The sequence below is a fragment of the Streptomyces sp. NPDC047072 genome, from assembly GCF_040643855.1.
Lineage (GTDB): Bacteria > Actinomycetota > Actinomycetes > Streptomycetales > Streptomycetaceae > Streptomyces.
The window spans coordinates 17205-35743 of the sequence record NZ_JBEYVC010000007.1; the positions used below are offsets into that span (position 1 = coordinate 17205).

The 18539-nt window shown below is 72.0% G+C and carries 21 protein-coding genes; 13 read left to right on the forward strand and 8 right to left on the reverse strand.

The features are described from left to right. Positions 1-30: 30 nt before the first annotated feature. From ABZ896_RS04690 to ABZ896_RS04700, 3 genes are read left to right on the forward strand one after another with little or no spacing between them, the layout of a single operon-like run. Complete coding sequence (locus ABZ896_RS04690) at positions 31-537, forward strand: hypothetical protein (protein WP_360921881.1); 507 nt, start codon at positions 31-33, stop codon at positions 535-537. 14 nt (positions 538-551) lie between these two features. Continuing rightward, positions 552-1205, forward strand: coding sequence for a futalosine hydrolase (locus ABZ896_RS04695; RefSeq protein WP_360922261.1), 654 nt, complete (start codon positions 552-554; stop codon positions 1203-1205). Further along, positions 1202-2041: a 1,4-dihydroxy-6-naphthoate synthase gene (locus ABZ896_RS04700; protein ID WP_360921884.1), complete on the forward strand. Its 840-nt coding sequence runs from the start codon at positions 1202-1204 to the stop codon at positions 2039-2041. Before ABZ896_RS04695 ends, ABZ896_RS04700 begins: the two co-directional genes overlap by 4 nt. Here ABZ896_RS04700 and ABZ896_RS04705 read toward each other — a convergent pair. After that, positions 2038-2478, reverse strand: a complete 441-nt coding sequence (locus ABZ896_RS04705; RefSeq protein ID WP_360921887.1) for a hypothetical protein — start codon at positions 2476-2478, stop codon at positions 2038-2040. The two genes, ABZ896_RS04700 and ABZ896_RS04705, sit on opposite strands and share 4 nt — an antisense overlap. Positions 2479-2484: 6 nt before the next feature. After that, positions 2485-2868, reverse strand: coding sequence for a cold-shock protein (locus tag ABZ896_RS04710; protein WP_360921890.1), 384 nt, complete (start codon positions 2866-2868; stop codon positions 2485-2487). Positions 2869-3041: 173 nt separating this feature from the next. Here ABZ896_RS04710 and ABZ896_RS04715 point away from each other — a divergent pair, with 173 nt between their 5' ends. Continuing rightward, positions 3042-3290, forward strand: coding sequence for a hypothetical protein (locus ABZ896_RS04715; RefSeq protein WP_360921893.1), 249 nt, complete (start codon positions 3042-3044; stop codon positions 3288-3290). Here the strand turns inward: ABZ896_RS04715 and ABZ896_RS04720 are convergent. Together ABZ896_RS04720 and ABZ896_RS04725 are read right to left on the reverse strand one after the other, a co-directional pair. Next, the gene (locus ABZ896_RS04720; protein ID WP_360921896.1) at positions 3269-3904 is read right to left on the reverse strand and encodes a haloacid dehalogenase-like hydrolase; all 636 of its coding nucleotides are present in this window, start codon (positions 3902-3904) and stop codon (positions 3269-3271) included. The two genes, ABZ896_RS04715 and ABZ896_RS04720, sit on opposite strands and share 22 nt — an antisense overlap. Before the next feature lie 210 nt (positions 3905-4114). Further along, positions 4115-5125, reverse strand: a complete 1011-nt coding sequence (locus tag ABZ896_RS04725; RefSeq protein WP_360921899.1) for a hypothetical protein — start codon at positions 5123-5125, stop codon at positions 4115-4117. An 80-nt stretch (positions 5126-5205) separates the two neighbouring features. On the opposite strand from ABZ896_RS04725, the gene ABZ896_RS04730 reads away from it, so the two are divergent. From ABZ896_RS04730 to ABZ896_RS04745, 4 genes are all read left to right on the forward strand, one after another. Further along, entirely contained in the window at positions 5206-7851 is a 2646-nt protein-coding gene (locus ABZ896_RS04730) for a helicase-associated domain-containing protein (RefSeq protein ID WP_360921902.1), read from the forward strand. Between the two features lie 87 nt (positions 7852-7938). Continuing rightward, positions 7939-8649 carry a hypothetical protein gene (locus ABZ896_RS04735; RefSeq protein ID WP_360921905.1) on the forward strand — a complete coding sequence of 237 codons (711 nt, stop codon included), beginning with the start codon at positions 7939-7941 and terminating at the stop codon, positions 8647-8649. Between the two features lie 70 nt (positions 8650-8719). Further along, positions 8720-10363: a DNA repair helicase XPB gene (locus ABZ896_RS04740; protein WP_360921908.1), complete on the forward strand. Its 1644-nt coding sequence runs from the start codon at positions 8720-8722 to the stop codon at positions 10361-10363. A 74-nt stretch (positions 10364-10437) separates the two neighbouring features. Continuing rightward, positions 10438-10722, forward strand: coding sequence for a hypothetical protein (locus tag ABZ896_RS04745; protein WP_360921911.1), 285 nt, complete (start codon positions 10438-10440; stop codon positions 10720-10722). Positions 10723-10735: 13 nt separating this feature from the next. On the opposite strand, the gene ABZ896_RS04750 is transcribed toward ABZ896_RS04745, so the two are convergent. Next, positions 10736-10918 carry a hypothetical protein gene (locus ABZ896_RS04750; RefSeq protein WP_360921914.1) on the reverse strand — a complete coding sequence of 61 codons (183 nt, stop codon included), beginning with the start codon at positions 10916-10918 and terminating at the stop codon, positions 10736-10738. Between the two features lie 423 nt (positions 10919-11341). On the opposite strand from ABZ896_RS04750, the gene ABZ896_RS04755 reads away from it, so the two are divergent. Continuing rightward, entirely contained in the window at positions 11342-13306 is a 1965-nt protein-coding gene (locus tag ABZ896_RS04755; RefSeq protein WP_360922264.1) for a UvrD-helicase domain-containing protein, read from the forward strand. Here the strand turns inward: ABZ896_RS04755 and ABZ896_RS04760 are convergent. Then, on the reverse strand, positions 13297-14046 hold the full coding sequence (locus ABZ896_RS04760) for a copper homeostasis protein CutC (protein ID WP_360921917.1): 750 nt from the start codon (positions 14044-14046) through the stop codon (positions 13297-13299). The two genes, ABZ896_RS04755 and ABZ896_RS04760, sit on opposite strands and share 10 nt — an antisense overlap. 129 nt (positions 14047-14175) lie before the next feature. On the opposite strand from ABZ896_RS04760, the gene ABZ896_RS04765 reads away from it, so the two are divergent. Then, complete coding sequence (locus ABZ896_RS04765; protein ID WP_360921920.1) at positions 14176-14817, forward strand: hypothetical protein; 642 nt, start codon at positions 14176-14178, stop codon at positions 14815-14817. Between the two features lie 26 nt (positions 14818-14843). Beyond that, positions 14844-15986 carry a GNAT family N-acetyltransferase gene (locus ABZ896_RS04770; RefSeq protein ID WP_360921923.1) on the forward strand — a complete coding sequence of 381 codons (1143 nt, stop codon included), beginning with the start codon at positions 14844-14846 and terminating at the stop codon, positions 15984-15986. On the opposite strand, the gene ABZ896_RS04775 is transcribed toward ABZ896_RS04770, so the two are convergent. Further along, positions 15983-16249, reverse strand: coding sequence for a DUF4031 domain-containing protein (locus tag ABZ896_RS04775; RefSeq protein ID WP_360921925.1), 267 nt, complete (start codon positions 16247-16249; stop codon positions 15983-15985). The two genes, ABZ896_RS04770 and ABZ896_RS04775, sit on opposite strands and share 4 nt — an antisense overlap. Further along, positions 16246-16632, reverse strand: coding sequence for a hypothetical protein (locus ABZ896_RS04780; protein ID WP_360921928.1), 387 nt, complete (start codon positions 16630-16632; stop codon positions 16246-16248). Before ABZ896_RS04780 ends, ABZ896_RS04775 begins: the two co-directional genes overlap by 4 nt. Positions 16633-16687: 55 nt before the next feature. Here ABZ896_RS04780 and ABZ896_RS04785 point away from each other — a divergent pair, with 55 nt between their 5' ends. After that, a complete protein-coding gene (locus ABZ896_RS04785) occupies positions 16688-17575 on the forward strand; it encodes a MurR/RpiR family transcriptional regulator (RefSeq protein ID WP_360921931.1) in 888 nt (295 codons plus the stop codon). 27 nt (positions 17576-17602) lie between these two features. Next, positions 17603-18538, forward strand: a complete 936-nt coding sequence (murQ, locus tag ABZ896_RS04790; RefSeq protein ID WP_360921934.1) for an N-acetylmuramic acid 6-phosphate etherase — start codon at positions 17603-17605, stop codon at positions 18536-18538. Position 18539: the final 1 nt, after the last annotated feature.

The following is an 18539-nucleotide window of genomic DNA, read 5'->3' on the forward strand; positions in this document are numbered from 1 at the left end:
ACTGTAGGAGCGGCCCGATAGCCTTCCGCCATGACCACGCTGCAATCCGTTGTTGTGCGACGCCGCCGCGCCGTCGCCGTCGCCGGCGCCGTTTCCGCCGGACTGCTCGTCCTGTCCGCCTGCGACAAGCCGACGCCGCGCGCCACCGTCACGGTCGGCTCGACCTCGGTGAGCTCCGAGGCCACCTGCTACGACGACGGCAAGGACCTCGGCCAGGCGAAGGCCACCAAGTGCTCCCTGGAGAAGGGAGACGTCAAGACGATCAAGGTCAAGCAGAGCGAGACCCTGCGCGTCGGCGTCGACCCGAAGGTCGCGGACACCGGCTGGGCGCTGTGGATCAACGGTCAGCAGATGACGTACGCCTACAAGAAGACGTACTACGCCTTCGAGGGCGTCGACCTCTTCGCCCAGTCGCAGGGCCAGGCCCCCCAGAAGACGCTGTACATCAGCATCGTCGAGCAGGACAAGGCGACCTCGGGCCAGAGCAAGGACTACAAGGGCGTGTGGAACTTCAAGCTGGAGAACGAGGACTACTGATCGGCGTCCACCCCGTGCGCATCCTCGTGGCCACCGCGGTCCCCGTCGAACGGGACGCGGTGGCACGCGCGTTCCCGGGGACGACCGTCGACGTCGTCGCCGCGGGTGTCGGCCCGGCGCTCGCCGCCGCCTCCACGGCCACCGCCCTCACCACGGCCGTCCTCGCGGGCGCTCCCTACGGCCTGGTCGTCTCCGCCGGGATCGCCGGCGGGTTCCTGCCGGACGCGCCCGTCGGCTCGCTCGTCGTCGCCGACGAGATCACCGCGGCCGACCTCGGCGCCGAGACGGCCGAGGGGTTCGTGCCGGTGACCGAACTGGGCTTCGGGACCGTCACCCACCGTCCGCCCACGGCACTCGTACGGGATGCCGTGGCCGCGACCGGGGCACGCGCCGGAGCCATCCTGACGGTCTCCACGGTCACCGGTACGGCGGCCCGGGCTCTGAGCTTGAAGAACCGCCACCCCACCGCCCTCGCCGAGGCCATGGAGGGCTTCGGGGTCGCCGAGGCCGCCGCCGCGCAGGGGGTGCCGGTGCTGGAGGTCCGTGCCGTCTCCAACCCGGTCGGCCCGCGCGACCGGGCCGCCTGGCGCATCGGCGACGCGCTGAACGCCCTCACCGAGGGGTTCGGGAAGCTCGCACCCGTCCTGGAGAGTTGGAAACCGGTATGAGCCTTCGGATCGCTTACTCGCCCTGTCCCAACGACACCTTCGTCTTCGACGCGCTGGCCCACGGCCGGGTGCCGGGCGCTCCCGCGCTGGACGTGACCTTCGCGGACATCGACATCACCAACGGCATGGCCGAGCGCGGTGAACTGGACGTCCTGAAGGTGTCGTACGCCGTGCTGCCGTACGTCCTCGACGAGTACGCGCTGCTGCCGTGCGGGGGCGCGCTGGGGCGGGGGTGCGGGCCGCTGGTGCTCACGCGCGAGGCCGGGGCGGATCTCACGGGCCGTACCGTCGCCGTGCCGTCCGAGAGGTCGACGGCGTATCTGCTGTTCCGGCTGTGGGCGGCGGACGTGGTGCCGGGCGGGGTCGGGGAGATCGTCGTCTTGCCCTTCCACGAGATCATGCCGGCCGTGCGGGACGGGAAGGTCGACGCGGGGCTCGTCATCCACGAGGCGCGGTTCACGTACCAGGGGTACGGGCTGCACAAGCTGGCGGACATGGGCGAGCACTGGGAGGCGACGACGGGGTTGCCGATTCCGCTGGGCGCGATCATCGCCAAGCGGTCGTTGGGGGCCGAGGTGTTGACGGGGCTGGCGGACGCGATCCGTACGTCCGTGAGGGCCGCGTGGGACGACCCGTCGGTGTCGCGGCCGTATGTCATGGAGCACGCGCAGGAGATGGATCCCGCCGTCGCAGACCAGCACATCGGGCTTTACGTAAATGAGTTCACGGCTGATCTGGGGGACGACGGATATGCGGCGATTCGGGGGTTGTTGACGCGGGCGGCGGCCGAGGGGTTGGTGCCTGCTCTGAGGCCCGGGGCGCTCGCGTTTCCCTAGCCCCGGTGGGGCCACTGGGCCAGCGCCATCATGCCGAGCACCTTGCGGATCAGGAAAGCCGCCAGGGGCAGTTCGACGCAGACCGCCAGCGCCACCGAGAACCAGACGTCGGGCGTGCCCAGCGCCAGCGACACGTCGAACCACGCGTCGCAGGCCAGGAGCGTGCCCGTGGCGACCGCCGCCACGACCACCGCACGGTGCCGGCGCCAGCCCAGCACCGCCGTGGCGGCCATCGCGAGGACGAGCAGGACGTCGAAGCCGACCCAGGTCACCCGCCACTGGCGGACCGTGTATCCGCTGGGCAGGGTGACGGCCAGCAGGATCGTCCACGGGACCAGGCCGACCGCGCAGACGGTGAGGAGTTCCAGGGTGTGTCTGCGCTGTCGCCTTATCCGCTCCCAGAGTTCCGGGGAGGGCTCGGTCCCGGTGTCGTGCACCTCGGGTCACACGTCCAGTTGGTCGGCGACGGCCCGCAGCAGGCCCGCGATCTTCTTGCCGGCCACCTTGTCGGGGTAGCGGCCGCGCTCCAGCATGGGTGTGATGTTCTCCAGCAGGGTCGTCAAGTCCTGGACGATGGAGGCCAGTTCGTCCGGCTTCTTACGGGTCGCGGCCGCGACCGACGGGGTCGGGTCGAGAACGGTCACCGAGAGGGCCTGGTCGCCGCGCTGTCCGGCGACCACACCGAACTCCACCCGCTGCCCGGGCTTCAGCGTCTCGACTCCGGCGGGGAGGACCGAGGAATGGACGAAGACGTCACCGCCGTCGTCACGGGAGAGAAAGCCGAAGCCCTTCTCACTGTTGAACCACTTGACCTTGCCGGTAGGCACGTCTGTCCTCGTCCTCGTACTCGTCGGAAAACTGCTTCGGAAACGCCCAGGAACTGCTCTTGATAGCACTGGGGCGGGTCGTCGGGACCCGCCGGTACCAAGGCTAATGGTCTTCAGGCCGGTGACAAGACGTCGCCCGGTTGTTCCTTCGCGCAGGGAACTACCCTGGTCCGGTGCGTGACAAAACCCAAACGAATTCCGCCGTTCCCGGCGACCGACTGATCCGTGCCGGAGCGGTCGTGTTCTTCATCGGTGCCGTGGCCACACTCGTCACCGTGGCCCCGTTCCTGCTCGGTACGACGCCTTTTCCCACGTACATGTTCGGATTGAGCATGTTCATGGCCCTCGGTTTCGTGCTGGCGGGCGCGGGGGTGCTGCAATCGATCGCCGCGGGACGGCGTCAGGCGCGGACCGGACGGTAGTCCGAAAACCACTGCGGAAACTCGGTCAGATCGGCGAGAACGACATCGGCACCGGCCTCGCTCAACTCCCGCGCGCTGCACGGCCCCGTCGGCACGGCGACCGAGAACGCCCGGGCGGTACGGGCCCCGCGGACATCCCCGACATGGTCGCCGACGTAGACGCTCGCGCCGTGTTCCCGCAGCGCGTCCGCCTTCTGCTCGGCCCAGAGGTTGCCGATCACCGCGTCGGGCGCCATGCCGAGGTGCTTCATGTGCAGCTTGGCGTTGGGCTCCCACTTGGCGGTGACGACGATGGCCCGCCCACCGGCCGCCTGCACGGCCGCGACGGCCTCGCGGGCGCCGGGCATCGCGAGGGTCCCGGTGACGGCGTACGACGGGTAGAGCTCCCGGTAGAGGTCCGACATCGCCGCGATCTCCTCGGCCGCGAACCAGTACGCCATCTCCTCCTCCAGCGGCGGCCCGAGCCGCGAGACGACCGCGTCGGCGTCGACGTACGTCCCCGTCCGCGCGGACAGTTCCACCCAGCAGGCGTGGATCCCGGGGCGGGAGTCGATGAGCGTCATGTCGAGATCGAAGCCGACGGTCGGGCCGGGGGCGATGCGTGCAGAGGCCATATGGGCCATTGTGCCCAAGGGGTACGACGACCAGACACCGGTTTTCGGTGCGCTGAGCGGGCCTGGTGAAGTCGGCTGCGCCGCCGAGGGGCGCGGGGCTGTATCGATATCGCGGGGCTGTATCGATATGCGGCCCCGCCGCGGGGTGCGACCAGCCGGCACGGCGCCGCAGCCGAACGACGGCACGACGCGGCACATCCAGCGGAGCGCTCAGCCCCGCCGCTGTGACCGCCATACCAGGAACAGGGCCGATGCCACGGCCGCGCCGCGGACCACCCACGGCCAGGTGTCGGCGATCGCGGTGTTCATCTGGCCCTCGGCGATCGGGGTGCCCCAGCGACCCTCGTTGCGGCCCCACAGCCACACGGCTCCCGCGGTGAGCGAGAGGCCGGGCAGGATCATCACCGCCCACTTCGTCTCCGCGTCGCTCAGCCGCCGCGAGGCCCAGGCGATGAGCCAGCCCACCAGGAGCACGATCAGGTTGCCCAGCACGGCACCGGCGACGAGGAGCGCGGCGGCGAGCAGCAGGAGGGGGTTGCTCCGGCTCCCGCCTCCCGCACGGGACAGGAGGCGGCGCCGGGGGGCGGGGACGGGGGCCGCCTCGACGACGGGCTGGGGGACCCGCTTCGGTTTCCACCACGCCGTACGGACGGGCTTCGCCGGTACCTCCGCCGCCTTCTCCACGACGGGCTCGGGCTTGGTCTCCTCCTTGGGCGGCGGAGGCTTCAGCAGTTCGGGGATCTCCACGCCGCCGACGAAACCCGGGACGCTGTCGCCGACGCCGAAGGGGCTGGAGTCCACCCGCCACCAGTCGGGCTGGCGCGCGGTGTCGCCGAGTTCGTCGAGGCCGGCGACGTGGGGGCCGGCGGTGGGGGTCTCCGGCGGCGGCACGGACTTGTGCAGCCTGTCCTTGGGGCGCTCGGTGTCGTCGTCGTGTTCCCGGTCCCGTTGTACGGGCATGGAGACGACCGGCGCCTGCGGGGCGCTGTCCGCGGTGCCACCGGCGGCGGTGACCACGTCGTCGGGGCTGCCGAGGCGGGCGATGATGCGGCGGACGGCGGCCGGGGAGTCCACGGTGGCCTTCGCCCGGCGGCGGTCGATCTCGTTGCGGAGTTCGGAGACGAGACGCATGCGGGCGCCCGACGGCAACTGGCGCCGCTGGGCGATGTCGCCCACGCGGCTCAGGTATTCGTAGACGACCTGGTCGCTCTCGATCCCCATGGGATGACGGTATCGCGGCCGTCCGCGGGTTCATCGGCGCGTACGCCCCCCTGTCGCACCCACCCGCTACCGTTGGTCGGATGAGTAGCTCGGCCAATCCGCCGCGGTCTCTCGCGGAGGCGCTTCGGGGCAGGGACGACGGTTCCCTGGCCGCGCTGTTGCGCGCCCGTCCCGATCTGATCACGCCCGTGCCCACGGATCTGACGCAGCTGGCGACCCGGGCCGGGACGCGTGCGTCGGTGGTGCGGGCGCTGGAGCGGCTGGACCGTTTCGCGTTGCAGGCGGCGGAGGCGCTGGCCGTGGCGGCGGACCCGGCGCCGTACGACGAGCTGCTCGCGCTGCTGGCCGGTGACGGCGGGGACCCGGCGGTCGCGGCCGCACTGCCGAAGGCGCTCGCGACCCTGCGCGAACAGGCGCTGGTGTGGGGCGCCGACGACCGGCTGCGCCTGGTCCGTACGGCCCGTGAGCTGCTCGCCCCCTCCCCGCAGCACCCCTCGCCGACCGGGCTCGGCCCGACCGTGCAGGAGGCGACGGCGGGGATGTCGCCGGGCCGGGTCCAGGAGATCGTCGCGGCGGCCGGGCTGCCCTCGACGCACGACGCGGTCTCGGCGGTCGCCGCGCTGACGGCGCTGTTCCGGGACCGGCGGCGGATGACCAAGCTGGTCGGGGGCCTCCCGGAGGAGTCGCGGGAGGTGCTGTCCCGGCTGGTGTGGGGCCCGCCGTACGGCCAGGTCACCCCCGATCCGGCGCCCCATCTGCGGCGGCTGCTGGATCTGGGGCTGCTGGTGCCGACGGCGCCCGGGACGGTCGTACTCCCGCGTGAAGTGGCCCTGCATCTGCGCGGCGGGCGGGCGCACCGCGCGGCCGAGCCGCTGGCGCCCGCGGTGGAGGCGGCGGCGACGCACCGTCCGCAGGTGGTGGACGCGACGGCGGCCGGGCAGGCGTACACCGCGCTGGCCACCGTCGAGGAGCTGCTGAAGGACTGGGACGAGGGCGGGCCGGCCGTGCTGCGGGCGGGCGGGCTGAGCGTGCGCGACCTCAAGCGCACGGCCGTCGCGCTGGACGTGGCGGAGCCGGTGGCCGCGTTCTGGGTCGAACTGTCCTATGCGGCGGGCCTGGTGGCCTCCGACGGCGAGGCCGACGAGCGGTATGCCGCGACCCCGGCCTACGACGAGTGGCTGGAGCAGCCGGCGGCTCAGCGGTGGGCCCGGCTGGCGGAGGCGTGGCTCGCGGCGACGCGGACGGCGGGGCTGGTCGGCGGACGGGACGCGAAGGACCGCGCCCTGTCGGCGCTGGGCCCCGGCCTGGACCGCAGTGCGGCGCCGGAGGTACGGCACCGGGTGCTGACGCTGCTGGCGGGCCTGCCGGAGGGTGCGTCCCCCTCCCCCGCGTCGGTCCTCGCCCGTCTGCGCTGGGAACGCCCCCAGCGGCGCGAGGAGGACCTGCGGGTCCGCCTGGCGGAGTGGACGCTGACGGAGGCGGAGTTGCTGGGGGTCACGGGACGGGGGGCACTGTCGGGGCACGGGCGGGCGCTTCTCGGGGCGCCGGCCGGGGGCGGCTCGGCGAGGGCGTCGGTGGCGGGGAGGGCGGCTGCGTCGGACGGTTCGCGCGGCTCGTACGGCTCACGCGGCTCGGCCACGGCTTCGGCGGCCGGTGGAAGCCGTCCCGCCGGTCTCCCTGCCGGTCTCCCCTCCGTGCCCCTCGACGGCGGGCCCGGCGACAAGCTTCCCGTGCACCACGTGACCCCGGTCCTGGAGCCCCTCTCCCCCGCCGAGCAGGCCGTCGCCTCCGCCGCGGCCGCGCGGATCCTCGCGCCGCTCCTGCCCGAGCCCCTGGACCACGTCCTGCTCCAGGCCGATCTGACGGCGGTGGCGCCGGGTCCGCTCCAGCGGCCGCTCGCCGATGTGCTGGACGTGCTCGCGGACGTGGAGTCGAAGGGCGGGGCGACGGTGTACCGGTTCACGCCCGGGTCGGTGCGCCGGGCCCTGGACGCCGGACAGTCCGCCTCCGACCTGCACGCTTTCCTCACGGCGCACTCCCGTACGCCGGTCCCGCAGCCGCTGACGTATCTGATCGACGACGTGGCCCGCAGACACGGGCATCTGCGGGTGGGCGCGGCCTCCGCCTACGTCCGCTGCGACGACGACGCCGTACTGAACGAGATCCTGCTGGACAAGCGCGCGGCCAGCCTGCGCCTGCGCCGCCTGGCCCCGACCGTGCTTGCCGCCCAGGCGGACCCGGCGACGCTCCTGGACGGCCTGCGCGCGATGGGCTTCGCCCCGGCCGCCGAGTCCGCCGACGGCGACGTCCTGATCGCCCGCGCCCACGCCCACCGCACCCCGCCCCGCACGGCCCCCGAACCGGTCCCGGACGGCCCGCCGATCCCCGACGGAACCCTCCTGACGGCCGCGATCCGAGCCATCCGCGCAGGCGACCTGGCCTCGACGGCCCCCCGCAAGCAACCCCCCTCGGCCTCCCCCTCCGCCCCGGGCGACCTCCCCCGCACCAGCTCCGCCGAGACCCTCGCCACCATGCAGGCCGCCGTCCTCACCGGCGAGGCCCTCTGGATCGGCTACGTCAACGCGGAGGGCACCGCCAGCCAGCGCGTCATCGCCCCCGTCCGCGTCGAGGGCGGCTTCGTGACGGCCTACGACCACACAGCGGACGAGGTCCGCACGTACCCACTGCACCGGGTGACGGGGGTGGCGGAGCTGGCGGAGGACTGACGAGGTCCACCAATGCCCTATATCGATCACCTTTGTTGTGCTATTTCTGACTCAGCTCAGCACGGGGGAACGAGGAGGGGGGCCTCGATGAGCGATGATCCGGAGCCCGGCCGGGCCGAACCGCAGAACCCGAACACCTCGAACGGACCGGGCAGAACAGGGCTGTGGATCGCCGTGATCGGCCTGCTCGCCGCAGTGGCCGGTCCCCTGGTCCCCGTACTGGTCGCGCGCTCCGACGACGTGAACGACTCGCCCGCACGGTCCTCGGTGGCTGCGGTCTCCACCCACACGGCGTCCGACACCACCGAACCGCCGGACGAACCCACGGACACGACCGAACCCGACAGCCCGGACACGTCGACGCCGGACCCGGACGCGGACGTGCGGGCGCTGACCGATCTGATCACCTCGGGGAGCAGCTCGCTGATCGGCTGCGAGGAGAGCTTCACCCTGGATGACGAGCCCCTCGCGGCCGTCTCCTGCGGCACCGTCGAAAGCGACGGACCGGCCACGGTCGACGCGTATTCCTTCGCCTCGAAGCCGGACCTCGACAACTGGATGGCCGGCGAACTCGGCTCCTACGGGGAAACCGACGGCAGCACGTGCGACACGGGCGGCAACTGGAGGGGGACCTGGTCGCACGACGAGGTGGTGATCGGAGATCTCGCGTGCGGGCGGATCAACGGGGACTACTGGATGACCTGGGCCTTCGACGACCAGCTGATCGTCCTGGACACCAGCCACACCGACGCAGCCCTTCTGTACAGCTGGTGGGACAGCGCGCCCCTCACCTTCTGACCGTGCGCGGCCCGCTCCCGCCCGCATACGGCACACTGGACGTTTGGTCCGCGCGGAAGGAATCACGTACGTGAACGGTCCTCTCATCGTCCAGTCCGACAAGACCCTGCTCCTGGAGGTCGACCACGAGCAGGCCGACGCGTGCCGCCGGGCCATCGCGCCCTTCGCCGAGCTGGAGCGGGCGCCCGAGCACATCCACACCTACCGGGTGACCCCGCTCGGCCTGTGGAACGCGCGCGCGGCCGGGCACGACGCCGAGCAGGTCGTCGACGCGCTCGTGCTGTACAGCCGCTACCCCGTGCCGCACGCGCTGCTCGTCGACATCGCGGAGACGATGGACCGCTACGGCAGGCTGACCCTGAGCAAGCACCCCGCGCACGGGCTCGTCCTGACCACCACCGACCGGCCGGTGCTTGAGGAGGTGCTGCGGTCCAAGCGGATCGCCCCGCTGGTCGGCGCCCGGATCGACCCGGACACCGTGGCCGTGCACCCCTCCGAGCGCGGCCAGATCAAGCAGACGCTGCTGAAGCTGGGCTGGCCCGCCGAGGACCTCGCGGGGTACGTCGACGGTGAGGCGCACCCCATCGAGCTGGCCGAGGACGGGTGGGCCCTGCGGCCGTACCAGAAGCAGGCCGTGGAGAACTTCTGGCACGGCGGGAGCGGGGTCGTGGTCCTGCCCTGCGGTGCGGGGAAGACGCTGGTCGGCGCCGGATCCATGGCGCAGGCCAAGTCGACCACGCTGATCCTCGTCACCAACACCGTCTCCGCCCGGCAGTGGAAGCACGAGCTGGTGAAGCGGACCTCGCTGACCGAGGACGAGATCGGCGAGTACAGCGGGACGCGCAAGGAGATCCGCCCGGTCACCATCGCGACCTACCAGGTCCTCACCACCCGCCGGAAGGGCGTCTACCCGCACCTGGAGCTGTTCGACTCCCGGGACTGGGGGCTGATCGTCTACGACGAGGTGCATCTGCTGCCGGCTCCCGTCTTCAAGTTCACCGCCGACCTCCAGGCCCGGCGGCGGCTGGGACTGACCGCGACCCTCGTGCGCGAGGACGGCCGTGAGTCGGACGTGTTCTCGCTCATCGGGCCCAAGCGGTTCGACGCGCCCTGGAAGGAGATCGAGGCGCAGGGGTACATCGCACCCGCCGACTGCGTCGAGGTCCGGGTCAACCTCACCGACTCCGAGCGGCTCGCCTACGCCACCGCCGAGCAGGAGGAGAAGTACCGGTTCTGTGCGACGACCGCGACCAAGCGGAAGGTCACGGAGGCGCTGGTGCGCCGCTTCGCCGGACAGCAGATCCTCGTCATCGGCCAGTACATCGACCAGCTCGACGAGCTGGGCGAACATCTGAACGCCCCCGTGATCAAGGGCGAGACCTCCAACGCCCAGCGCGAGAAGCTCTTCGACGCCTTCCGCGAGGGCGAGATCAGCGTGCTCGTGGTCTCCAAGGTCGCGAACTTCTCCATCGACCTGCCGGAGGCGACCGTCGCGATCCAGGTCTCCGGCACCTTCGGCTCCCGCCAGGAGGAGGCCCAGCGCCTCGGCCGCGTCCTGCGCCCGAAGGCGGACGGCCACCAGGCCCACTTCTACTCGGTCGTCGCCCGCGACACCATCGACCAGGACTTCGCCGCCCACCGCCAGCGCTTCCTGGCGGAACAGGGCTACGCCTACCGCATCGTGGACGCGGACGACCTGCTGACGGAGAGCTGACCGATCGGCTCCCGGCACGGGTGACGGGCTCGGTACTCTGGCGATACGGCACGATCGACGGCAGGGAGGGCGCCGTGCCTCACGAGGACATCTACGAGGTGCTGTACACCGAGCCGGCCGCCCGTGACCGCGACGGGCTGGACCCGGTACGCAGGGCCGCACTCGACAAGGCCGTCGCCATACTGGCCCGCGATCCCTACACGGAGGTGTCACGGCCCATCGGGATCGGCGACCAGGACCGTGAGATCCGACTCACCTCTCAGATCGTCGCCGAGTACATGGTCTCCCGCGGCCGCCTGCTCCTGGTCATGCTGCGGATCTTCGACGACGCGGACATCCTGCTGCCCGAGGAAGGCTGAACCGGCGCTCGGCTCACCGGCGCCGGACGCCCGCCTCCTCGGCGTACTCGCCGAGTATGACGACGTCGCGGGCCGCGCCGGCGAAGACGCGGAGGGCTCGGAAGGCGTTGCCGAGGCGGTGGGTGCGGGGGTGGCCGGAGACGGAGGTCGCCCCGGACGGGCGACCGGGGGCTGGGGTGAAGGTCGCTGCACTCATGACTCCATGGTGGCCGCAGAGGCATAAGGCGGGCATCGGCCCCAGGTAGCCATTTGCTGTGCTACCTGAGTACACCCCCCGGGTGGAGCCTCCCCTACGGGAGGTAGACCCCGACCCTGATATGCGCGAGGTAAGGACTCGCCCTCAGGGCTCGCGGCAAGGACTCCCCGAGAGCCCGGGAAAACCCGTTGGCCCCGCCACCCTCCGCCCCTCTAGAATCTCCGCTCTTGCCCGCCTCCCTCACGGAGTGCCGCCGTCCGGACGGAAACCGGTCGGCATCCCACCACGCGGCCCGCGGCACCTGCCCGTAGCACCTTCGGAGGCACCCCCTTGTCCACGTCCGTCGACGACCCGACGCCACTCGACGACCCCCTCGCCCGCGAGCGCGCCCACCTCACCGGCTCCCGCGCCGCCCTGCGCGCCATGCGCGAGGACGTCGAGTCCCTCGACATCAAGGACGTCACCGCGAACTGGGTCAACGCCGAGGTCCTGGCCCGCCAGATCGAGGAGCGCATCAAGGCGCTGGCCGACCTCAGCGACACCCCGCTCTTCTTCGGCCGCCTCGACTACCTGCACTCCCCGGGCGCCGAGCAGGCCGAAGGAGCCGACGGAGAGCGCTTCTACATCGGCCGTCGGCACGTCCACGACCACGACGGCGACCCCATGGTCATCGACTGGCGCGCGCCCGTCTCGCAGCCGTTCTACCGGGCCTCCAAGAAGGACCCGATGGACATCGCGCTGCGCCGCCGCTTCGGGTACACCCGCGGCGACATCACCGCGTACGAGGACGAACACCTCTCCGACCCGGCCGAGGCCGCGCGGACCAGCAAGCTGCTCCAGCAGGAGATCGAGCGCCCGCGTGTCGGCCCGATGCGCGACATCGTGGCGACGATCCAGCCCGAGCAGGACGAGATCGTACGATCCGGTCTCGGCGGCACGGTCTGCGTCCAGGGCGGCCCCGGCACCGGAAAGACGGCGGTCGGCCTGCACCGGGTCGCCTACCTCCTCTACGCCCACCGCGAGCGGCTCGCCCGCACCGGCACGCTCGTCATCGGACCGAACCGCTCCTTCCTCCACTACATCGAGCAAGTACTGCCCGCGCTGGGCGAGTTGACCGTCCAGCAGGCCACCGTCGACGACCTGGTCGCGAAGAACGCCGAGGTGCGCGGCACCGACGAGGCACCGGCAGCCGTCATCAAGGGCGACGCGCGGATGGCCGAGGTGCTGCGCCGCGCCGTCTACTCGCACGTCACCATGCCGACCGAACCGGTCGTGGTCGTACGGGGATCACGCCGGTGGCGTGTCCCGGCGTACGAACTCGAAGGCCTCGTCCGTGAGTTGCTGGACCGGGACATCCGCTACGGCGCCGCCCGCGAGGCTCTTCCGCAGCGCATCGCGCACGCCGTACTGGTGCAGATGGAGCGCTCCGGGGAGGCGCCGGACGACCGGGTGCAGGACGCGGTGGCGCGCAACGCGGCGGTGAAGGCGGCGGTGAAGCAGGTGTGGCCGCCGGTGGATCCGGCCAAGCTCGTCCTGCGGCTGCTGACCGACGCGGACTTCCTCGCCGAGCACGCGGAGGGGATCCTCGACGAGGCGGAGCAGAAGACGATCCTGTGGGCGAAGCCGGTGCGGTCGGTCAAGTCAGCCAAGTGGTCCGCCGCGGACGCGGTGTTGATCGACGAGACGACGGACATCGTGGAGCGCACGCACTCGCTGGGACATGTCGTCCTCGACGAGGCGCAGGACCTCTCCCCCATGCAGTACCGCGCGGTGGGGCGCCGCTGCACGACCGGTTCGGCGACCGTCCTCGGCGATCTCGCACAGGGCACGACCCCTTGGGCGACGCGGAGTTGGGGCGAGGCGTTGGCCCACCTCGGCAAGTCCGACGGGGTGATCGAGGAGTTGACGGCGGGTTTCCGTGTGCCGACGGATGTCATCACGTACGCGTCCCGGCTGCTGCCGCACATCGCGCCGGGGCTCACGCCGGTGGCGTCGGTGCGTGAGAACCCAGGGTTCTTCGAGGTGCGTGAGATCGGCGGGGCGGCCGAAGTTGTCGCCGCGTGTGAGGAGTTGCTGCGGCGCGAGGGGTCGACGGGGTTGATCGTGGCGGACGCGCGGGTGCGGATGGTGGCGGACGCGCTCACCGCGGCCGGTATCGGCTTCCTGGCCCCCGGCGAGGAGACCACCGCCGAAACCCGTCTCACCCTGGTCCCGGCATCGCTCGCCAAGGGTCTTGAGTACGACTACGTCGTGCTGGACGAACCCCAGGCGGTTGTGGAGGGGGAGCCGGATGAGCGGACGGGGTTGCGGCGGTTGTACGTGGCGTTGACCCGTGCGGTCTCGGGGTTGATCGTGACGCATCAGGGGGCCTTGCCGTCTCAGTTGTGAGTGCGGCTGTGTGGGGGCTGGTCGCGCAGTTCCCCGCGCCCCTGAAAGAAAGGCCGGTCCAGGGCTCGGCGCCAAGTACGTACCGCGTCCGCCGACACCGGGGCAGTCCAACCGTCCGGCCTCGCCGCACCGCCGATGTGGAACCCGTCGATCCCTGCGGCCCTCAGCCGCTCCACATGATCCAGCCGCAACCCCCCGCCCACCAGAAGCCGCTGCTCATACCCGGGCTCCCCCTGACGCGCCGCCTCTCGGAGCAGGACCGGGAGGCCCTCGTCAACCCCCGTCGCCGAGCCCGCCGTCAGATACGTGTCCAGGCCCGGCAGGTCGGCCAGCTGCTTGCGCAGGGCGTCTCGGTCGCTCGCGTGGTCGATGGCCCGGTGGAAGGTCCACCGGCAGCCGTCCAGCTCCCCCACCACCCGCTCCACGACCCCCACGTCGACGCCGCCCTCCGCGTCCAGGAACCCGAGCACGAACTCCTCGGCCCCCGCCTCCCGCATCTCCCCGGCCACCCGCACTAGCCGCTCGACGTCGCCCACCGCGAACCCGGCCGTGAGACGCAGCATCACCCGCAGCGAGATGTCCACGGCGGCGCGGATCCCGGCGACCGTGGCGACCGCCGGCGTCAGACCGTCGGCGGCCATGTCGGTCACGAGTTCCAGCCGGTCCGCGCCCCCGGCCTGGGCGGCGACCGCGTCCTCGACACCGAGGGCGATCACCTCCAGGACTGCACGCTCGCTCATGGGACCCCATTCGTTGGACGATCGATCGGACGACTACAGGTCTAGTCCAATTTACGGTACGGGTCCACCCCGCGTCGGCCGGGGAGCCGGGCATCCGCGGAGACGGGGAGACGGGGAGACAATGAAGCCATGGCCGATCTCGACGCCCTCCGCGCCCGCTTCTCCGACGCCCTGACCGGAGCGCGGGGATCCGACGGCCCCGACCCGGTGCCGTACGCCGACAACCTGCTCGTCCGCTGGCAGGAGCCGCAGCGGCGGTACCACACGCTCGCGCACCTCACCGCCGTCCTCGACCACATCGACGTACTGGAGGAGTACGCCGATGATCCGAGCGCGGTGCGCCTGGCCGCGTGGTTCCACGACGCCGTCTACCTGCCGGACCGCTCGGAGAACGAGGAGCGGTCGGCGCGGCTGGCCGAGCGCGCGCTCCCCGAGGCCGGGGTCCCCGCCGCGACCACCGCCGAGGTCGCCCGGCTCGTCCGCCTCACCGTCACCCACGACCCCGCCGACGACGACCGCGACGGCCAGGTCCTGTGCGACGCCGACCTGGCGATCCTCGCCGCGCCACCGTCGTCGTACGCCGCCTACACGGCCGCCGTCCGCGAGGAGTACGGCTTCGTCCCAGACGACGCCTTCCGCGGGGGCCGTTCCGCGGTCCTGCGCCAACTGCTGGAGCTGCCACGGCTGTTCAGGACGCCGTACGGCACAAGGGAGTGGGAGGCGACGGCCCGCTACAACCTGCGCTCGGAGCTGGAAATGCTGTCGCTCTGAGCCGTCCGGCGCCATAGCCTGCCCGCATGACTGACTTGGGTGGGGACAGGGCCGGCGAGCGGGTCGCGGAGGCCGTGGCGAGCGCGGTGGCGCTGCTGCGGACGGCGGTGGACCGGGACTGGGAGGCGGTGCGGGCCGGACGGGTGGACTGGGACTGCCGGCGGACCGCGGCGCACATCGCCAGTGATCTCCTCTCGTACGCGGGGCAGTTGGCGGGCCGGGCCCAACACGCCTATGTGCCCTTCGAGATCACCGTCGACGGCGACGAGGACGGCCTGGACCGCGCGGACAACTCCGGTCTCCTGGAAGTGATCGAGACGACCGGCGCCCTGTTCACCGCGACCCTGCGCACCACCCCGCGCGAGGTCCGCGCCTTCCACCCGTACCCCTTCCGCAGCGCGAACCGCGAGGGCTTCGCCGCGATGGGCATCGCCGAAGTCCTGTTGCACACGCACGACATCGCCGAGGGCCTGGGCCTGCCGTACGAACCGCCCGCGCACCTTCCCTCCTACGTCCTGACCAGGATCTTCCCCGAGGTGCAGCCCGGCACCGACCACTGGCGCACCCTCCTGTGGGCGACCGGTCGCGGCGAACTGCCGGGCCGCGCCCCGGTCACCGGGTGGCGCTGGAGCAACAACCTCGTGCTGCCCACCGAACGGCTCACCCTCCAGGGTGTGACCCCGGCGGCCGCCGCCGACCTCGCGGCGGGCGGCGACGGCGGCTTCGCCTGGGTCGCGGACGGCCCCTTCGAGGGCACGAGGGAAGCCGCCGGGATGACCCTCAAGGCATACGAAGCAGGCGTGCACCGGCCGGAGTTCGGCCTCTTCGTCCTCGTACGACGGGACGACGGCCTGGCGGTCGGCGGCATGGGCTTCCACGGCGCGCCCGACGAGGAGGGCTGCGCGGAAGTCGGCTACGACCTGGCCCCCTCCGCCCGCGGCAACGGCTACGCGACCGAGGCCCTGCACGTCCTGCGCGACCATGCCCTGGCCCGCGACGACGTCCGCACCCTCTGCGCCACCATCGAACCCGAGAACGCCCCCTCCCAACGCGTGGTCGCCCGCGCGGGCTTCCACCGGGCGAGCGTCGAGGAGGAACAGGCGTACGGCGACAAGGAGACGGGCCTCAGGCTGTACGTCCTGACCGCGGAGGACCTGATCCAGGGCTAGATCGTGCGGCCCTTCGGCCGCCGCAGCCCCGCCCCCGTGAGCAGCCGTACCACCTCCCGGCTGCTCACCTCCACCGCTCCCGCGCGGACCACGTCCGCGTACCGGTGGGAGGGGATGTCGTAGTGGTCGCGTTCGAAGGCGCGGCGGGGTACGCCCAACTCGTCGGCGAAGGACTGGAGTTCGGCGAAGGAGACGTCGCTGATCAGGTGGGACCAGAGGCGGCCGTGGCCCGGCCAGGTGGGCGGGTCGATGTAGAGGGTCACGAGGACGGCGTCCCGCCGCCCAGCGCCGTGCCCAGGGAGCCCACCGCCGCTACCTTCACGCCCGCCTTGTGGCACACCCAGTGCGGGTCGGCACCCAGCTCCGGTTCGATCTCCAGGGCGTGCGGGTCGCCGGAGCCGCAGACCGGGCAGAGGGGCCAGCGGCCGTAGCGTTCGAGGAGGGCGTCCTGGACGTCCTGGGCGATCAGGCCGGAGACGTAGGCCGCGCCGTCCGGCCACTGCTCGACCCACCAGCGCCGCTCCACGACGGACTCCTCCACCAGGGACACCACGTCCGCCGCGGCCACCTCGCCCGCGGCCAGATCCGCGAGGACCAGGGCGCGGGCCGTGTGCAGGGCCTGTTCAAGCGGACCGATCGACTCCATGGTCCCATTGTGCGCGCTCTTGACCATCCCACCGAGCCGAAAATATCTTTCATACGTGACCCAGGAAGTGAAGGAAATTTTCGGCAGCGCCCTCGCCGCCAAGGTCCGCACCCTGACGCCGTCGATGACCCGCTCCATGCAGCGCGTCGCCGAGGCCGTCGCGAGCGACCCCGCCGGCTGCGCCGCCCTCACGGTCACCGGCCTCGCGGAGCTCACCGGCACCAGCGAGGCGACGGTCGTACGGACCGCCCGGCTGCTCGGCTACCCCGGCTACCGCGACCTGCGGCTCGCCCTCGCGGGGCTCGCGGCCCAGCAGCAGTCCGGGCGGGCGCCCGCGATCACGACGGACATCGCGGTGGACGACCCCATCGCCGACGTCGTGACGAAACTGGCGTACGACGAGCAGCAGACCCTCGCCGACACGGCGGCCGGGCTGGACACCGTGCAGCTCGGGGCGGCGGTGGCCGCCGCGGCGGGCGCGCGGCGCATCGACGTCTACGGGGTGGGGGCCTCCGGACTGGTCGCCCAGGACCTCACGCAGAAGCTCCTGCGGATCGGGCTGATAGCCCAGGCGCACAGCGATCCGCACCTCGCCGTGACCAACGCCGTCCAGCTGCGCACGGGTGACGTCGCCATCGCCATCACGCACTCCGGGTCGACGGGTGACGTCATCGAGCCGCTCCGGGTGGCCTTCGAGCACGGCGCCACCACCGTGGCGATCACCGGGCGGCCGAACGGCCCGGTGGCCCAGTACGCCGACCATGTGCTGACGACGTCCACAGCGCGGGAGAGCGAGCTGCGGCCGGCCGCGATGTCGTCCCGTACGAGTCAACTGCTGGTGGTGGACTGCCTGTTCGTGGGGGTGGCGCAGCGGACGTACGACACGGCGGCCCCGGCGCTGGCCGCCTCCTACGAAGCGCTGGCCCACCGGCACCGTCGTTAGACCGCGAACCCGAAAGAGCCACCTGCGATGACCTCCACCTCCAACCCCCGTGATCTGCGTGCCGAGTTGGACTCCCTGACCACCGAGGCCTTCCGTCCCGAACTCGCCGACATCGACCGGCTGCCGACGCTCGACATCGCGCGGCTGATGAACGGCGAGGACACCTCCGTACCGGCCGCCGTGGCAAGGGAGTTGCCGCGGATCGCCGCCGCCATCGACGCCGTCGCCGAGCGCATGGCGCGCGGTGGGCGGCTGATCTACGCGGGCGCCGGAACCGCCGGTCGACTGGGGGTACTTGACGCCTCCGAGTGCCCGCCGACCTTCAACACCGACCCCACGCAGGTCGTGGGGGTCATCGCGGGCGGGCCCGAGGCGATGGTGACGTCCGTCGAGGGCGCCGAGGACTCGGCGGAGCTGGCCCGGGCCGACCTGGACGGCCTCGCCCTGACCGCCGCCGACTCGGTGGTCGGGGTCTCCGCGTCCGGTCGTACCCCCTACGCCGTGGCCGCGGTCCAACACGCCCGCGCCCGCGGGGCGTTGACGATCGGCCTGTCCTGCAACGCGCGCAGCCCGCTCGCGGCCGCCGCCGACCACGGCATCGAGGTCGTCGTCGGCCCGGAACTGCTGACCGGCTCCACGCGCCTGAAGGCGGGCACGGCGCAGAAGCTGGTCCTGAACATGCTCTCGACGATCACGATGATCCGTCTCGGCAAGACCTACGGAAACCTCATGGTCGACGTCCGCGCCTCCAACGAGAAACTCCGCGCCCGCTCCCACCGCATCGTCACCCTCGCCACCGGCGCCGACGACGAGGAGGTCGAGCGCGCGCTGGCCGCCACGGACGGCGAGGTGAAGAACGCGATCCTGACCATCCTGGCCGACGTCGACGGCCCTACGGCGGCACGGCTGCTGGAGGAGTCGGGGGGCCACCTGCGGGCGGCACTGGCCGCCACGACCGGCTGAC

Bases quoted from the DNA above. Each gene is read 5' to 3' on its own strand.
- ABZ896_RS04750 (WP_360921914.1), bottom strand. From the start codon at position 10,918: ATGAGTGCAGCGACCTTCACCCCAGCCCCCGGTCGCCCGTCCGGGGCG.
- ABZ896_RS04760 (WP_360921917.1), bottom strand. From the start codon at position 14,046: ATGAGCGAGCGTGCAGTCCTGGAGGTGATCGCCCTCGGTGTCGAGGAC.
- ABZ896_RS04720 (WP_360921896.1), bottom strand. From the start codon at position 3,904: ATGGCCTCTGCACGCATCGCCCCCGGCCCGACCGTCGGCTTCGATCTC.
- ABZ896_RS04730 (WP_360921902.1), top strand. From the start codon at position 5,206: ATGAGTAGCTCGGCCAATCCGCCGCGGTCTCTCGCGGAGGCGCTTCGG.
- ABZ896_RS04780 (WP_360921928.1), bottom strand. From the start codon at position 16,632: ATGGAGTCGATCGGTCCGCTTGAACAGGCCCTGCACACGGCCCGCGCC.
- ABZ896_RS04700 (WP_360921884.1), top strand. From the start codon at position 1,202: ATGAGCCTTCGGATCGCTTACTCGCCCTGTCCCAACGACACCTTCGTC.
- ABZ896_RS04770 (WP_360921923.1), top strand. From the start codon at position 14,844: ATGACTGACTTGGGTGGGGACAGGGCCGGCGAGCGGGTCGCGGAGGCC.
- ABZ896_RS04755 (WP_360922264.1), top strand. From the start codon at position 11,342: ATGCGCGAGGACGTCGAGTCCCTCGACATCAAGGACGTCACCGCGAAC.
- murQ (WP_360921934.1), top strand. From the start codon at position 17,603: ATGACCTCCACCTCCAACCCCCGTGATCTGCGTGCCGAGTTGGACTCC.
- ABZ896_RS04735 (WP_360921905.1), top strand. From the start codon at position 7,939: ATGAGCGATGATCCGGAGCCCGGCCGGGCCGAACCGCAGAACCCGAAC.
- ABZ896_RS04765 (WP_360921920.1), top strand. From the start codon at position 14,176: ATGGCCGATCTCGACGCCCTCCGCGCCCGCTTCTCCGACGCCCTGACC.
- ABZ896_RS04690 (WP_360921881.1), top strand. From the start codon at position 31: ATGACCACGCTGCAATCCGTTGTTGTGCGACGCCGCCGCGCCGTCGCC.
- ABZ896_RS04725 (WP_360921899.1), bottom strand. From the start codon at position 5,125: ATGGGGATCGAGAGCGACCAGGTCGTCTACGAATACCTGAGCCGCGTG.